This is a genomic window from Vibrio sp. OPT18 (assembly GCF_015163615.1).
GTDB lineage: Bacteria > Pseudomonadota > Gammaproteobacteria > Enterobacterales > Vibrionaceae > Vibrio > Vibrio coralliirubri.
Window position 1 is genome coordinate 155,116 of the sequence record NZ_JADDYK010000036.1, and the last position, 15,762, is coordinate 170,877.

Here is a 15,762-nt window from a genome sequence, read left to right on the forward strand (position 1 = left end):
GAAACAATCTTTAGATAAAAGAAAACCCAGCCTATGAGCTGGGTTTTTTGTACTTGTGTATTAGCAGCTTGAATCACTGCTTACAGAGTTTGCTCTACAGGCGTGTATCTTCGGCGATGGTCACCTTTAGGGTTTGGCTTTCACCTTGGCGCAAGATGCCGACATCGATCACCGTACCTGGGCGTAGATCGGTAACGATATCCATCACGCTCTGGCGACCATTTACCTGATTATTGTTGATGCTGACAATAATATCTTGAGCTTCAAAACCTGCATCAGCAGCCGGACCATTTGGATCGATACCCAACACAACAATCCCACCGATATTCTTAGTACCCAACATGCGAGAAGTGACTGAGTTGATGTCTTGCCCGTCGATGCCGATATAACCACGGATCACACGACCATCAGCGATGATCTTTTCCATGATTTTATTGGCAAGTGGGTAGGGGATAGCAAATGAAATACCGTAGGTTTCCATGTCGGTCGCTTGTTGGAAAGAGGCGGTATTGATGCCGACTAACTCACCCTGAGAGTTAACCAGAGCACCACCAGAGTTACCTTCATTGATTGCTGCATCGGTCTGGATAAAGGCTTGATGGCCATCGGCACTGATCGAAGAGCGGCCGGTTGCAGAGATGATGCCAAAGGTTGTTGTTTGACCTAGGTTATATGGATTACCGATAGCCAGTACTACATCACCGACGTTGGCTTTGTAATTAGGGTTGAGTGGGATCACCGGTAGGTTATCACCGCTGACTCTAAGTATCGCGATATCGGTGCGCTTGTCTGAGCCAACCAGTTGTGCAGCGGCCACTCGGCCATCTTGAAGTGCCACAACTATTTGGTCTGCTTGAGCTACAACATGGAAGTTGGTAATGATGTAGCCTTTCTCGCTAACAATCACCCCAGAGCCCAAACCTTGAGTCAGCAGTTTGTTGCGATCGCTTTCAGCGTATTTACGGCTATAAATGTTAACCACTGCAGGTGCCGCGCGGCGAACTGCTTGGTTAAATGAAATCTGAAGAGAGCCAATATTATCGACTTTAGGGCTAGTGACGTCAGCGACAATCGCTGGTCTTAAGCTCGGGAATGCGAGAAGAATAAGCGCCGCTGAAACGAGTCCAAGGGAAATAGAACGAAATAGAAAGGACAGCATGTTTCCCTCTTCAACAAGTAAGGTGTGAAGCCTCCATCAATGGATGACTGACTTGATTACAAGTGAAGCATAGCATTTTGATTGATCTAAAGAAAAGGGAGACTGAGTAAGTTTAAAGCAAACTTACTGAGCCTCCCTGTAATTGCGCTGACGTAAGACTATCGAATTACAAGATAGATAGTTCGGTCGCCTCGCTGGATATTAAGCGCCAGTACACCAGGTTGTTTTTCAAGAATCTCTCTAAACTCAGCAAGGTTCTTAACCGTTTGACGGTTTACTCCGATGATGATGTCATCTTTCAGAAGTTGATAGGCTTCGGCTGGTGAACCTTGAGCAACATTCGATACCTTGACGCCTGTTGCAGAGTCACTCTCGGTTGTGTTGGTTAATTCAGCACCGGCCAGTCCTTCATGGAGCTTCTCAGCTTGTGTTTTATTATTGGTGGATTCACCAAGCGTCACATCAAAAGTTTTGCTCTTACCGTCACGAACCACACCCAGCTCGATCTGTTTACCTGCGCCGAGTGTTGCGACCTTAGCTCTTAACTCGCTGAAGGTATCAATGCGTTTGCCATTAATAGAGACAATAATATCGCCCGCTTTCAGTCCTGCTTTATCTGCTGCGCTGTCAGGAACGATTTGGCTAACAAAGGCGCCCTTACTTGATTCATAACCGAGTGCTTCTGCCAATTCGGAGGTCACTTCTCCGCCTTGAACGCCAAGCATACCGCGTTTTACTTCACCGAAGTCGAGAATTTGTTCTGTCAGGTTTGTCATCATATTAGAGGGGATTGCAAAGCCGATACCGACATTACCTCCGTTAGGGCCAAGAATGGCGGTGTTGATACCAATTAGCTCACCGTTGAGGTTCACTAGCGCGCCACCAGAGTTACCGCTGTTGATTGCTGCATCGGTTTGAATGAAGTTTTCAAAATTTTCTAGATTCAGGCCGCTACGACCGAGCGCAGAAACAATACCGGATGTTACGGTTTGCCCAAGTCCGAATGGGTTACCGATCGCGACACTAAAATCACCAACTCTTAGTTTGTCTGAGTCTGCGACTTTTATCTGGGTAAGGTTCTTGGCTTCTTCTAATTTTAGCAGTGCGATATCAGACATCTGGTCGCCGCCGATTAGCTCAGCATCGTACTCTCGACCATCATGCAGTTTTACTTTGATATCGTCCGCGCCATTAATGACATGGTAATTGGTCACGATATGACCCTTCTTGGCGTCAATGATGACACCAGAGCCTAATCCGCGGAATGGACGCTCTCGTGTTTGTTCTGGACCAAAAAAGAATTGAAATTGTTCAGGGATTTGCTGACGTTGTACCTGTTTGCCTTCTACGGCAATACTAACCACAGCGGGGGTCACTTGTTCAAGCATCGGAGCAAGGCTCGGTAATTGTTCATTACCCACACTTAATGGCAGTGCGGCTGTTGCTTGAATGGGGGTGATGATTGAACTTAAGCTTAAAGTCAGTACTGATAAAGCAAGCAAAGGTTTTTTCATCATAAACTCCTCTCTAGTTAAGGTCTTAACCCTCTTATACGTTTAATAAGTATGAGAAGTTTCAAATGACCTGAGTGAAAGTTATGACTCAAAAACCTTTGTAAAGTTCACAGAAGTGTTAAATGTTTACGATGCTTTTGCTGTTACCACATCGGGAGCATCCATGATTTCTTTCTTCTGCTCTGTAAATAAACCGGTCGCGCCATTAGCGTAATCTTTCGGTTGTTCCTCAAGTGTCGCCTCTTTTGCTGAAGACTTCTCTTGTGGCTTGTCCGAATGGGCAGCGGCTGTTTTCACAAACGGGTTATCTTGCTCTGGCAGGTTAGGAATCAGCTCTGAGCTTGTTTTTTCCATGTGTTGGTACAGTTTTGTGTAGTCTTTACCTAATGTGTCCAACATTTCTGCTGATTTCGCAAAGTGATCAGCCAGCTCTTGTCGCTGCTGTTCAAGGGCAAACTTTGCGCTATCTAATTCTTTCTGTACGTTCTTTTGTTTTTTGTATTCAGGTGTCATGAGACGAGAAATAGCGACCCCTAAAATAACTCCGACTAGTAAACCGGCAACGGCATACATCCAAGGCATAACAGCTCCTTATTATTGTTTTTTAACATGTTTGTTACTGCTTAGTTACACGTGATACGGCTCCATGGTACTATGAGAAAGCCGCAGTATAAAGAGAAATGCGTGTGCGCTAGTTAGCAGTTTGATGCTGCATTATTCACCACATCACGTTATTCCTCGTACTGTTTGGGCTCATTTTTAGTTGTTGCCTGATATTGCTTTCATTGTGGAAATGTCGTCATGAATCCCATTAAAAAATACGAACAAGATATAAAAGAACATGGATTTCAAAGAGATCCAGCACAAGAGCAAGCCGTAAAATCTTTAGATGAACTCTTTCATCAATTCCAAGATTACATGAATATGCCCATTCCTCAACTGACTCGCTTCCAGAAATTATTGGGCAAAAAGCCAGAACTGCCACAGCCACCAAAAGGTCTCTATTTCTGGGGTGGCGTAGGGCGAGGAAAAACGTACTTAATGGATACGTTCTACGATGCCTTACCGACCACTAAAAAAATGCGTGTTCACTTTCACCGCTTTATGTATCGAGTCCATGATGAGCTAAAGGCGCTAGGTAATGTGAGTGATCCATTGCCTTTAGTCGCAGACAAGTTGAAGGAAGAAGCGGACATTATCTGTTTCGATGAATTCTTTGTTTCGGACATCACCGATGCGATGATCCTAGGAACCTTGTTCCAAGAGTTATTCGCTCGAAACGTTATCTTGGTTGCGACCTCTAATATTCCACCTGCGGATCTGTATCGCAACGGGTTACAGCGAGCGCGTTTCTTACCGGCTATTAAGCTCATTCAAGACAACTGTCATATCCTTAATGTCGATAGTGGCATTGATTATCGTCTACGTACCTTAGAACAGGCTGAGATTTACCATTACCCGCTAGATAGCCAAGCGAATATCAATCTCGAAAAGTATTACGCTCAGCTGGTTGGCGAAGATAAAGAGAAGCTTAAGCAGATAGAGGTTAATCACCGTCAATTAGATGTAGTTGAAGCGAGTGATGGCGTACTGCACGGTACCTTTGCTCAGCTTTGTCAGTCGGCTCGTAGCCAGAACGACTATATTGAGTTGTCTCGGGTTTATCACACGGTTCTATTGGCGGATGTGTTGCAAATGGGCGCGACTTCAGATGACGCTGCGAGGCGCTTCATTGCATTAGTTGATGAGTTCTACGAGCGCAATGTGAAACTGATTATTTCAGCGGAAGTGGAGCTAGAAAAGCTATACACCCATGGTCAGCTAGAGTTTGAATTTAAACGTTGTCAGTCGCGTTTAATTGAAATGCAGAGCCATGAATATTTGGCAAAAGAACACTTAAGTTAGCTTTGATTATCTCGAATAAGAAATAGAATTAAAAAAATCGTGATTTTGTTCAAAAAGAGGTGATTTTTTCTTCGCTCTTCTCTATAATCCTGCGACCTACCGTTACTGCGGGCCTCTAGCGATGAGTAAAATCACGTTATGCCAAGAGTTTTCCAACACTCGAAGGGGTGATGAATGGTAACTCTTAGACAGTGGGAATACGCGAGTATTCCTTAAGTGTAAATTTTTTAAATAGGTAATTATTAGCATGAAAACTTTCGTTGCTAAACCAGAAACTGTAAAACGCGACTGGTATGTTGTAGACGCTGAAGGCAAAACTCTTGGCCGTCTAGCAAGTGAAATCGCTTCTCGCCTACGCGGCAAGCACAAAGCAGAATACACTCCTCACGTAGACACTGGTGATTACATCATCGTTGTTAACGCTGAGAAAGTTGCTGTAACTGGTAACAAAGCTAAGGGTAAGGTTTACTACCGTCACTCTGAGTTCCCAGGTGGTCTTAAAACTATCACTTTTGAAAAGCTAATTGCTAAGAAACCAGAAATGGTTCTAGAACTAGCAGTTAAAGGTATGCTTCCACGTGGTCCTCTAGGCCGCGCGATGTACCGTAAGCTTAAAGTGTACGCTGGTACTGAGCACAACCATGTTGCTCAACAGCCACAAGTACTAGACATCTAAGGGGATTATGAAAATGGCAGAGAATCAATACTACGGCACTGGTCGTCGCAAAAGCTCAGCAGCTCGTGTTTTCATCAAACCAGGCTCTGGTGAGATCGTAATCAACAAGCGTAGCCTTGATGTTTACTTCGGTCGTCCAACTTCTCGTATGGTTGTTAAGCAACCTCTTGAGCTAGTTGAACTAACTGAGAAACTTGACCTTTACATCACTGTTTCTGGTGGTGGTATTTCTGGTCAAGCTGGCGCAATCCGCCACGGTATCACTCGCGCTCTTATGGAGTACGATGAAACTCTACGTCCTGCTCTACGTGCAGCTGGCTACGTTACTCGTGACGCTCGTTGCGTTGAACGTAAGAAAGTTGGTCTACGTAAAGCACGTCGTAAACCTCAATTCTCTAAGCGTTAATTTTTCTTTACGAAAAAGTACACGCTCCCAGTTTTACGACTGGAATTGTGGTTCAAAGCTCGGCTATATGCCGGGCTTTTTGTTTTTATACCCCCTCTAAACGCTTTCCCTTCCTCGTTTTATTTCCAAATTCTTATATTTTGAAAGCTTTTGTAACCCAATGTGCGCTTTGCCTCATGATTGTTACAAAAAGGTAGCTTTATCTTGTCAAAAAGTAGGGTTTTATTTATCATTTGCCGTCAATAAATAGAACTAAATACATATTTTGTTAGCCATGCTCTTTAATCGGAATTATTTCAATCCACAAGGAGCAAATGGGAGAATGTTTGGATGAGCAACGCGCCTTTAAATAACGGTCGCAGGCGTTTCTTAACCGCAACAACAGCCGTTGTTGGTGGTTTAGGAGCAGCTGCTGTAGCCGTGCCTTTTATTAAATCATGGAATCCGAGTGCCAAGGCGAAAGCTGCGGGCGCGCCGGTGGAAGTGGAAGTCAGTAAGTTAGAACCGGGACAAATGGTTCGTGTCGAGTGGCAAGGTAAGCCTGTATGGGTTGTACGCCGTGCTGAGTCGGTACTAGAAAACCTAAAATCGATCGGTGGTCAACTTCGTGACCCTCAATCTGAAGCTGAACAACAACCAGAATACGCACAGAACGAGTTCCGTTCAATTAAGCCGGAATTCTTCGTTGCTGTTGGTTTCTGTACGCACTTAGGTTGTTCTCCAACTTACCTGCCGGATTCTTTTGCAGAACAAGTTCAGGGTGTTAAGTCTGGTTTCTTCTGTCCTTGTCATGGTTCAAAGTTTGATATGGCAGGTCGAGTATTCCAAGGCGTACCAGCTCCATTGAATCTTGTTGTACCAAAGCATATGTATTTGAGTGACACTAAGATCATGATCGGTGTGGACGAGGGAGACGCGTAATGCAAGGATTGCTTGATTGGGTAGAGAAACGTCTACCCGCGATGAATGCTTATAAAAAGCATTTATCTGAATACCCAATGCCTAAGAACTTTAACTTTTGGTACCTTTTCGGTTCTTTGGCAATGTTGGTACTGGTTAACCAAATCCTTACGGGTATTTGGCTAACAATGAACTACGTACCGTCAGGTGAGGGTGCATTTGCTTCTGTTGAATACATCATGCGTGATGTGGAATACGGTTGGCTACTACGTTACATGCACTCAACAGGTGCTTCGGCATTCTTCGTTGTTATCTACCTGCATATGTTCCGTGGCTTAATCTACGGTTCTTACCAAAAACCTCGTGAGCTACTTTGGATCTTCGGTATGTTGATCTTCTTAGTGCTTATGGCTGAGGCTTTCATGGGTTACCTACTACCATGGGGTCAAATGTCTTACTGGGGTGCTCAGGTAATCATTTCTCTGTTTGGTGCGATCCCTGTTATCGGTGATGACCTAACGCTTTGGATCCGTGGTGACTACATCATCTCTGGTGCAACGCTGAACCGTTTCTTCGCACTGCACGTTATCGCTTTACCAATTGTACTTCTGCTGCTTATCGTACTTCACGTACTAGCACTGCACGAAGTGGGTTCGAACAACCCAGACGGTATTGAGACGAAACTTCCTAAAGGCACAATGGGCGACGACTACAAAACGCAGTTCCCATTCCACAAGGATTACACTAAGAAATACGACATCATTGACTCTATTCCTTTCCACCCATACGGTACCGTGAAAGATATGGTTGGTGTGGCCGGTTTCCTATTCTTCTTCTGTTATGTGCTGTTCTTTAACCCAGAGATGGGTGGATTCTTCCTTGAGCCGCCAAACTTTGAAGCTGCTAACCCACTGAAAACACCAGAGCACATCGCTCCGGTATGGTACTTCACGCCGTTTTACGCAATTCTGCGTGCTGTTCCTGATAAGTTGCTAGGTGTTGTAGCAATGGGCGCATCTATTGTTGTGCTATTCCTACTACCATGGTTTGACCGTTGTAAAGTGCGTTCTTACCGTTACCGTAGCAAACTGCATTTGATTAACATCATCCAATTCACAATAAGCTTTATTGCGCTTGGTGTACTTGGTGCGCTTCCAGCAACGCCAACATACACGCTACTGGCTCAAATCTTTAGCTTAGGTTATTTCATGTTCTTCGTTCTACTGTGGTTCTACAGTAAAAATGAAGCGACGAAACCATTACCAGAAAGGGTGACATTCAAATGAAAAAGTGGATTGTAATTTTATTTGCTATGTTGCCGTCACTGGCGATGGCAGCGGGTGCAAACGTACCATTAGATAAAGCGAACAATGATTTAACAGACAAAGCTTCATTGCAAAATGGCGCTAAGATGTTCATGAACTACTGTTTCGCTTGTCACTCAACGCAGTACCAGCGCTATGAACGTGTTGCGAATGATTTAGAGATCCCAGTTGATCTTATGAAGGAAAATCTGATTTTCGACCCTGAAGCGAAAATCGGTGACTTGATGGTTAATGCTATGCCTTCTGATCAAGCGGCAAGTTGGTTTGGTGCTCCGCCACCAGACCTAACATTGGTTGCTCGTGTTCGTGGCGCAGACTGGCTGTACACTTACCTTCGTACTTTCTATGAAGATCCGTCTCGTCCATTTGGCGTGAACAACATTGTTTTCCCAAGCGTTGGTATGCCGCACGTTCTTGAAGAACTGCAAGGCATCCCAACACCAATCTACGATACTCATATGGTAGATGGCGAGGAAGTGACGGTTGTTGTTGGCACTGAGACTGATGGCTCTGGCGAATTAAGTGCTGGTGAATACGACGAAGCGGTTCGTGACCTTGTTAACTTTTTGGTTTACTCGGGCGACCCAGTTCAACTTGAGCGTCACGCTATGGGTTGGTGGGTAATGGCCTTCTTAGTAATCTTCACTATCATCGTGATTTTGCTGAAGAAAGAGTATTGGCGTGATGTGCACTAATTGTGCTATAATACCGTGCTAATTCCCAAATTATGTTAATGTTCAATGGAGGCTTTAGGCCTCCATTGTTTTTATTTAAAGTGTACTGGAGGGCTCCATGGCTGTAGCTGCCAATAAACGTTCTGTAATGACTCTTTTCTCAAGTGCTTCTGATATGTATAGCCATCAGGTGCGCATCGTTCTTGCTGAAAAAGGCGTAAGTGTTGAAGTTGAGTTGGTTGATGAAAAAAATCTACCAGCAGAGCTTGTTGAACTGAACCCGTACAAATCAGTACCTACTCTTGTTGATCGTGAGCTTGCTCTATATGACTCAAAGATCATCATGGAATACCTAGATGAGCGTTTCCCTCATCCACCGTTGATGCCTGTATACCCGGTTGCTCGTGGTAACAGCCGTCTAATGATGTACCGCATTGAGCGTAACTGGTATTCGGTTGCAGAGAAGATCGTTAAAGGCAACGCTGAAGAATCTGAAGCAGCTCGCGTTAAACTGCGCAACGACCTACTGACTCTTGCTCCTATCTTCGCTGAGTATGAATACTTCATGAGCGAAGAGTTTAGCCTAATTGATTGTTACCTAGCTCCGCTACTATGGCGTTTACCTGAGCTTGGTATCGAACTGATTGGTCCTGGTTCTAAAGAGCTTAAGATTTACATGAACCGCGTATTCGAACGTGATTCATTCCTAGCTTCTCTAACTGAAGCTGAGCGTGAGATGCGACTCGTTCGCTAAGCGTTTATGGATATTTCTAATATGACTCCACGCCGACCATACATGCTTCGTGCATTTTATGAGTGGCTGGTTGATAACGAACTAACTCCACACCTTGTTGTTGAAGCAACATTGCCGGGTGTGCGAGTTCCAGAAGAGTTTGTTCAAGATGGTCAGATCATTCTGAACATCGCACCTCGTGCGGTTGGACAACTTGAACTGGGTAACGAAGCTGTGACGTTTAGTGCTCGCTTTAGTGGTCGTCCACACTCTGTGATCGTTCCGCTTTACGCAGTACAAGCGATTTATGCTCGTGAAAATGGTGCTGGTACCATGTTTGAACCTGAAGAGGCTTACATGGAAGCGTTTGAAGAAGGGATTGAAGAAAGTCCTTTTGAAGAACCAGAAAAAGGCCCATCTTTGAGCGTAGCAACGGCAGACGTAGATGCTGAAGAGCCTGACTCAGATCCTGAGCCACCTCGTCCAGCGAAAGGTCGCCCAAGCCTTCGTGTTATCAAATAACGTTAGTTAAATAACGAACCAAATAAAAAAGCAGCGACGAGTCGCTGCTTTTTCTTTTCTGCTTTATAGCATTCAATTGACTGGCTTTTAGGCTAATTAACAGCCGTCTCTTCTTCACCATATTCAAACGCTCGAATGACCTGTTTTACGCCAGAGATATTACGTGCAACTTCTGTTGCGATATCGGCATGCTCTCGAGTCACGAGTCCAAGTAGGAATACTTCAGAATCCTCAGTAATTACTTTTACTTTGATGCCGTTAAGCTCAGTATTCGCAAGCAGAGCTGATTTCACCTTAGTGGTAATCCAGCTGTCTTTACTGATAGCGCTCACAGACAATGGCTCTTTCACTCGAACCTGATTGTGGATGCTCTCAACGCCAGCCACTTCTTTGGCTTGGTTTTCAAAAGCGCGACGTTCTGAATCTGTGGTCGCTTGCCCCATCAGTACCACCGAACCTCGGTATGAGCTTGCGGTGACACGTACGTTGCCACGGAATGGTTGTTTATTGGTAATCGCTGCAACTTCAAATTCGATGTTGTTGTCGTTCCAAATCTCTTTGGTGGTTCGCGTATCCGTGACTAGGTTTGCAGTGGTTGCAGCACCAGCAATGAAAATGCCAGCACAACCAGACAGAGACAGTGTAAGTAGCGAAACACTAATCAGCTTAAACAGCCTCATAGAGGTTAATGATTTCATTGTGATGCTCCGTATATCACTCTTCGTGAGCAGGGAAGAGTACTTGATCGATTAGGTCACATAGGCAGTGTAATGTCACCATGTGTACTTCATGAATGCGCGCTGTACGGTGTGAAGGGATACGAATCTCTACATCGTGTTCACCAAGCAGCCCAGCCATCTCGCCACCATCTTTACCAGTAAAGGCGATGATTGTCATGTCGCGAGTTACCGCTGCTTCCATTGCCTTGATGATGTTCTTGCTGTTACCACTAGTCGAGATCGCCAACAGGATATCGCCAGTTTGGCCAAACGCACGCACCTGTTTAGAGAAGATCTCTTCATAGTGGTAGTCGTTAGCCACAGCCGTTAGTGTGGTGTTGTCTGCTGTGAGTGCCATCGCGGGAAGGCTAGGGCGCTCTGTTTCAAACCGGTTGAGTAGGCACGATACAAATTGCTGAGCATTCGACGCCGAACCACCATTACCACAACAAAGAATTTTGTTTCCGTTAAGCAAGGTCGCAACCATGGCTTGAGCGGCATGCGTGATTGCGTCAGGCAGAGCTTCTGCAGCCGCAATTTGGATTTGAATACTTTCTGTGAAACTTTCTTTAATGCTGTCTAGCATGTTTATCCTTGGGTAATCGCGTTTTGAATCCAGTCGATAGTGTCATTCGGCCCTTCAATGGCAACAATATCAAACCTGAAATCTGTAGAGTGCACCGACAAGCCTTGCTGCATAAGCCAAACATTGGCTGTTTTGAGCAGTTTCTGTGACTTCTTGGCAGTCACCATTTCAGCGGCATGTCCGTAGCGGGTTTGCTTGCGGTATTTTACCTCAGCAAACACAACCGTATTGTTATGGCGCATTATAAGATCAATCTCGCCACATTTTGCTATGAAGTTTTCTTCTATTAACGATAAACCGTGGTTAATCAGATAAGATTTTGCCACTGTCTCATATTTATCACCCACTTGCTTGTGGGTGATACTTGGTTTGGATAGGAACTTTCGGCTAAAAAGCCCCATGCTCTGCCCAGCTGATTTCACGTTGAACCACACAGTTGTTATCGATGGTTAACACACCCGTTTCACCTGGAATGCTGTAACCCTGCACGGCTTTCATCTGTGGTAGTGCATCCATTAGGTAGTATGCATCCATTCCCAGTGCTTGCAGACGCTTTTGACCGTTTGAGTGTGCAGGCCATAGGTCGTTGAGCTCTTTATTAAGCTCGTTTTTATTCTCAACCAATAGTGGAATATCGCTGTAGAACACACCGGTTAGGTCTTCATACTGCTTATCACCGCTGTTGCTGCGTGAGTTTGAGAAAAGAGCGGGTTGGCTCGCATCTGGGTTAATTGCAACTTCAATGAAGGGTTTGATTAGTGTTAGCTCTGAGTTCTTAGCCACAATGTAGACAGAATCGATATCGCGACGGCTGCGTGGCTCGGTTTCTAGGTCTAGGTTCAGTAACCCGTCCATTTGAGCGATACGCTGTTGGCTCTCTTGCAAGCCGAATACCTGATTCACATTACGTTGCAGTTGGCGTTTGTCAGAGAACAAGCTGATAGCCACATCGTTGCTGCTGTATTTTTTCCACTCTTCTTTAAACGCTTGCTCAACACGCTCACCTAAACGTCCTCTTGGTGCAAGGATCAGCGGGTACTTGTAGCCTTGAGCAAATAGGTGCTTCGCTGCCTGAGCAACTTCTTGCTCTGGCGATAGAGCGAGATAACAAATGTTGGTATCTGGTTCTAGTTGCGTTGGAATGTTCAGAGCTAATGCTGGAATCGAGTTTTCGTGTTTTTTCTGCGCTTGCTGAAGCTTAGTGATGTTGCTCTTAATCAGCGGGCCAACGATGAAATCAACGTTGTTCTCTTCCAGTGTCGCTTTAATCTCAGCGGCACTTTGCACGTTGGTATCCATTACCGTCAGCGTTGCATCTTCTTCACGCTCTTTGTCATTCATCATCGCAAAGATGAAGCCGTCACGCACAAGTTGTGCTTGCTTACCGTATTTACCGGTTAGAGGCAGTAATAGTGCAGTGCTGGTTGGCTTGCTGATCTCTAGCGCCAAGATGTCAGTGATCGCCTGAGGTGTATATGTCGCTGCTGGGTGCTGAGGGTTCTCTACTAGCCAATCAGACAGGGTTTCCTGCAGGTTTGGAAGGTTTGAGTTCAGCGTCTTCATGTAAATCGCCAGCTGTAACCAACCTGCAAGAACGTCTTCTGTAGGCGACGTCTTAAGCTCTAGAATCTCATATTGAGAGTAGCTATTTAGGTTTTGCCAAATACGGTCAGCAGCTTGTTGTTGGAGCTCGTCGTCAGCGTCTAGATATTCTGAATAAAGAACTAACTCACGGCTTGCTTCAAAATACTCGCTTTGCATTTCAGAAATGTTCGCGCGTATCTCGTGATAATCTTTCCACTGCTCGTTCGGAAGTTTCCACCAAGGCTGGAAGTTCAGTTGGCTATAAGCTTGTTCAGGCTGCGAGTTATTCACCAACAGTTGAGCGCGCGCTAATTGCCATTCCGCTTGTTGCGTCTCGCTCAACTCTTGTTTTGCTAAGCGTTTGATAAGCAGAGTTGCTTGATCGGTTTTTCCAGCTTGCACAGAAGCCTTAAGTGCCATGATTAACCAGTCGTTTTGTAGACTTCCTTTGCTACTATCCGCCTGCATCATGTAACTTTCAGTTGATTGCGCTGGATCTAGTGTAATATCAACGCTCGTTGGTGCTTGAGGACCTGAAGAACAAGCCGCCAATGTAATTGCTAATGCAATTGGAGTTAGTAAGCGTGGTACACTGAGTCTCTTATGGTTCATCGTTGCCATGAGTTCTTTAAATTCCGTATAAATTTGTATCTATATTAATCGTTGAAGTGATGGTAAACAAATGACAGATAACAAAACCTTGCTCACAGAGAGCCCAACTCTCTACATTGTGCCAACCCCAATCGGAAATTTGGGAGATATCACTCAAAGAGCAATTGAAATTTTATCAAGTGTCGATGTTATTGCAGCCGAAGACACACGCCACACGGGTAAGCTGCTTGCTCACTTCAATATATCAACCAGAACGTTCGCTTTACATGATCATAATGAACAAACTAAAGCGCAAGTTCTAGTCGAAAGGTTATTAGAAGGTCAGTCTATCGCATTAGTCTCTGATGCGGGTACTCCTTTAATTAGTGACCCAGGTTACCATCTTGTCTCACAATGTCGTCAAGCGGGTGTGAGAGTTGTGCCACTTCCTGGTGCTTGTGCTGTGATTACCGCGTTAAGTGCTTCTGGTTTACCGTCAGATCGTTTCAGCTTTGAAGGCTTCTTACCGCCAAAGAGCAAAGGTCGTAAAGACAAGTTCTTAGAGATCGCAAAAGCAGAGCGCACCTGTATCTTCTATGAATCACCGCACCGTATTTCAGACTCTCTGCAAGACATGCTTGAGATTCTTGGCCCTGACCGTGAGGTTGTATTGGCGCGTGAGCTAACCAAAACCTTCGAAACCATCCAAGGGCTGCCACTCGGTGAACTTATTGAGTGGATTGAAGAAGACGCGAACCGTAAACGTGGTGAGATGGTGTTACTGATTCACGGTCACCGTGAAGAAGCGAGCACAGAACTGCCAGACGAAGCGACTCGCACACTAGGTATTCTAACCAAAGAGCTGCCTCTTAAAAAAGCGGCGGCGATGACGGCAGAAATCTACAATCTGAAAAAGAACGCTTTATACAAATGGGGCCTAGAGCATCTAGACAACTAGAAACCTCTTTATAGAGTAGCTAACCCGTATTAAAAAGCTTGTGAGGAGTGATGGTATTGCCGTCATTCCTCTTTTTTGTCTGAATTGTGTGAAAATCACGCAGTTGCTTAGAGGTTTGCACCATATTTGTGATCTCGCTAGACACTGCACCCTAATCTCTATACAATCCGCCCTCGGAGTTGAACGGGTAATCGCTGCTTTGCTGATGTCCTTCGGGAGACTGACGTTGAGGTCCTTCGGGAAACTGACGTTGAAGTCCTTCGGGAGACTGGTAGAGGGGAGGAACGTCCGGGCTCCATAGAGCAGGGTGCCAGATAACGTCTGGGGGGCGCGAGCCCACGACAAGTGCAGCAGAGAGAAGACCGCCGATGGCCTCATTTCTTCGGAAGGGGCACAGGTAAGGCTGAAAGGGTGCGGTAAGAGCGCACCGTGCGACTGGCAACAGTTCGTAGCAAGGTAAACTCCACCCGGAGCAAGATCAAATAGGCCCTCACATTGCGTTGCTCGCGTATGGGGGCGGGTAGATTGCTTGAGCCTGTGAGCGATTGCAGGCCTAGACGAATGGTTACCGCCGCGCAAGCGGAACAGAACCCGGCGTATGTGTCAACTCCACCTATATAAAGAACCCATCATTACTTAACGGTAGTGATGGGTTTTTTGCTTTATATTGACGTAAATTATTTAGATTTCCTTAGAATCCTTCACCCTGATATGAGCTTGGGTCAAAAATTCCCAAAGCCTATACACAATATGGTGGAGATACGGCGTGAAATCAGTACACTAAAACGTTAATAGAACAAATTATTGCCGAACTAATGGCTCAATCCACTCACTGAGAAGACTATGACAGAAGCATTCAAACATATTTCAGTATTGCTTAACGAATCTATTGACGGACTTGCGATCAAACCTGACGGTACCTACATCGATGGTACTTTTGGCCGTGGTGGTCACAGCCGTACAATCCTGTCTAAACTGGGCGAGAATGGACGACTCTTTAGTATTGACCGCGATCCACAAGCGATTGCAGAAGCGCAAAAGATTGATGACCCTCGTTTTACGATTATTCACGGCCCGTTTTCAGGTATGGCTGAATATGCAGAGCGTTATGACTTAGTCGGTCAAGTGGATGGCGTTTTACTGGATCTAGGTGTTTCTTCACCACAGCTAGATGACGCTGAGCGTGGCTTTAGCTTCATGAAAGACGGTCCGCTTGATATGCGTATGGATCCAACAACTGGTATTCCTGTCTCTCAGTGGTTAGTTGAAGCCGATCTTGATGACATCACATGGGTTATCCGTGAGTTCGGTGAAGACAAACACGCTCGTCGTATCGCGAAAGGCATCATCGCTTATCAAGAGAATGAAGAGAACGAACCACTAACGCGCACTGGTCAGTTGGCTAAGCTTATCTCGGATGTGGCTCCAAAAAGCTTCAAAGAGAAAAAGCACCCAGCAACACGTGCTTTCCAAGCCTTCCGTATCTATATCAACAGCGAACTTGAAGAGA

The 15,762-nt window shown here is 45.3% G+C and carries 17 protein-coding genes and 1 other RNA gene; 11 read left to right on the forward strand and 7 right to left on the reverse strand.

From position 1 onward, the window contains the following. Positions 1 to 94: 94 nt before the first annotated feature. The 3 genes from degS to zapG form a co-directional block, all read right to left on the reverse strand. A complete protein-coding gene (degS, locus tag IQQ51_RS08750; RefSeq protein ID WP_193840845.1) occupies positions 95 to 1,159 on the reverse strand; it encodes an outer membrane-stress sensor serine endopeptidase DegS in 1,065 nt (354 codons plus the stop codon). Between the two features lie 158 nt (positions 1,160 to 1,317). After that, positions 1,318 to 2,673 carry a Do family serine endopeptidase gene (locus tag IQQ51_RS08755; RefSeq protein WP_048609680.1) on the reverse strand — a complete coding sequence of 452 codons (1,356 nt, stop codon included), beginning with the start codon at positions 2,671 to 2,673 and terminating at the stop codon, positions 1,318 to 1,320. Between the two features lie 126 nt (positions 2,674 to 2,799). Continuing rightward, on the reverse strand, positions 2,800 to 3,255 hold the full coding sequence (gene zapG / locus IQQ51_RS08760; protein ID WP_019824592.1) for a Z-ring associated protein ZapG: 456 nt from the start codon (positions 3,253 to 3,255) through the stop codon (positions 2,800 to 2,802). A gap of 219 nt (positions 3,256 to 3,474) precedes the next feature. On the opposite strand from zapG, the gene zapE reads away from it, so the two are divergent. The 8 genes from zapE (at position 3,475) to sspB (ending at position 9,814) form a co-directional block, all read left to right on the forward strand. Then, entirely contained in the window at positions 3,475 to 4,578 is a 1,104-nt protein-coding gene (gene zapE, locus IQQ51_RS08765) for a cell division protein ZapE (RefSeq protein WP_193840846.1), read from the forward strand. A gap of 247 nt (positions 4,579 to 4,825) precedes the next feature. Further along, on the forward strand, positions 4,826 to 5,254 hold the full coding sequence (rplM, locus tag IQQ51_RS08770; protein ID WP_010434689.1) for a 50S ribosomal protein L13: 429 nt from the start codon (positions 4,826 to 4,828) through the stop codon (positions 5,252 to 5,254). A gap of 13 nt (positions 5,255 to 5,267) precedes the next feature. Then, the gene (gene rpsI / locus IQQ51_RS08775; RefSeq protein ID WP_004740758.1) at positions 5,268 to 5,660 is read left to right on the forward strand and encodes a 30S ribosomal protein S9; all 393 of its coding nucleotides are present in this window, start codon (positions 5,268 to 5,270) and stop codon (positions 5,658 to 5,660) included. 330 nt (positions 5,661 to 5,990) lie between these two features. Next, on the forward strand, positions 5,991 to 6,581 hold the full coding sequence (gene petA / locus IQQ51_RS08780) for a ubiquinol-cytochrome c reductase iron-sulfur subunit (protein WP_017061434.1): 591 nt from the start codon (positions 5,991 to 5,993) through the stop codon (positions 6,579 to 6,581). Next, on the forward strand, positions 6,581 to 7,846 hold the full coding sequence (locus IQQ51_RS08785; RefSeq protein WP_017061435.1) for a cytochrome b: 1,266 nt from the start codon (positions 6,581 to 6,583) through the stop codon (positions 7,844 to 7,846). Before petA ends, IQQ51_RS08785 begins: the two co-directional genes overlap by 1 nt. Beyond that, a complete protein-coding gene (locus IQQ51_RS08790) occupies positions 7,843 to 8,580 on the forward strand; it encodes a cytochrome c1 (RefSeq protein WP_048614931.1) in 738 nt (245 codons plus the stop codon). Before IQQ51_RS08785 ends, IQQ51_RS08790 begins: the two co-directional genes overlap by 4 nt. Positions 8,581 to 8,677: 97 nt before the next feature. Beyond that, positions 8,678 to 9,313, forward strand: a complete 636-nt coding sequence (sspA, locus tag IQQ51_RS08795; RefSeq protein WP_009848943.1) for a stringent starvation protein SspA — start codon at positions 8,678 to 8,680, stop codon at positions 9,311 to 9,313. A gap of 6 nt (positions 9,314 to 9,319) precedes the next feature. Continuing rightward, entirely contained in the window at positions 9,320 to 9,814 is a 495-nt protein-coding gene (gene sspB / locus IQQ51_RS08800) for a ClpXP protease specificity-enhancing factor (protein ID WP_017072808.1), read from the forward strand. A 92-nt stretch (positions 9,815 to 9,906) separates the two neighbouring features. On the opposite strand, the gene IQQ51_RS08805 is transcribed toward sspB, so the two are convergent. From IQQ51_RS08805 to IQQ51_RS08820, 4 genes are read right to left on the reverse strand one after another with little or no spacing between them, the layout of a single operon-like run. Continuing rightward, complete coding sequence (locus IQQ51_RS08805; protein ID WP_193840847.1) at positions 9,907 to 10,512, reverse strand: BON domain-containing protein; 606 nt, start codon at positions 10,510 to 10,512, stop codon at positions 9,907 to 9,909. Positions 10,513 to 10,528: 16 nt separating this feature from the next. Continuing rightward, the gene (locus IQQ51_RS08810; RefSeq protein ID WP_004729817.1) at positions 10,529 to 11,119 is read right to left on the reverse strand and encodes a phosphoheptose isomerase; all 591 of its coding nucleotides are present in this window, start codon (positions 11,117 to 11,119) and stop codon (positions 10,529 to 10,531) included. A 2-nt stretch (positions 11,120 to 11,121) separates the two neighbouring features. Continuing rightward, the gene (locus tag IQQ51_RS08815) at positions 11,122 to 11,520 is read right to left on the reverse strand and encodes a YraN family protein (protein WP_050622288.1); all 399 of its coding nucleotides are present in this window, start codon (positions 11,518 to 11,520) and stop codon (positions 11,122 to 11,124) included. Then, positions 11,507 to 13,324: a penicillin-binding protein activator gene (locus tag IQQ51_RS08820; protein WP_193840848.1), complete on the reverse strand. Its 1,818-nt coding sequence runs from the start codon at positions 13,322 to 13,324 to the stop codon at positions 11,507 to 11,509. The genes IQQ51_RS08815 and IQQ51_RS08820 overlap by 14 nt, the downstream gene beginning before the upstream one ends. A gap of 61 nt (positions 13,325 to 13,385) precedes the next feature. Here IQQ51_RS08820 and rsmI point away from each other — a divergent pair, with 61 nt between their 5' ends. The 3 genes from rsmI to rsmH all read left to right on the forward strand — a co-directional run. Further along, positions 13,386 to 14,252 (forward strand): 16S rRNA (cytidine(1402)-2'-O)-methyltransferase, encoded by an 867-nt coding sequence (rsmI, locus tag IQQ51_RS08825; RefSeq protein ID WP_019824587.1) that lies wholly within the window; start codon positions 13,386 to 13,388, stop codon positions 14,250 to 14,252. A gap of 175 nt (positions 14,253 to 14,427) precedes the next feature. After that, positions 14,428 to 14,867: RNase P RNA component class A (rnpB, locus tag IQQ51_RS08830), an RNA gene on the forward strand. A 228-nt stretch (positions 14,868 to 15,095) separates the two neighbouring features. Next, positions 15,096 to 15,762, forward strand: a 667-nt coding sequence (gene rsmH, locus IQQ51_RS08835; protein WP_228012750.1) for a 16S rRNA (cytosine(1402)-N(4))-methyltransferase RsmH, incomplete at its 3' end; no start/stop codon positions are given.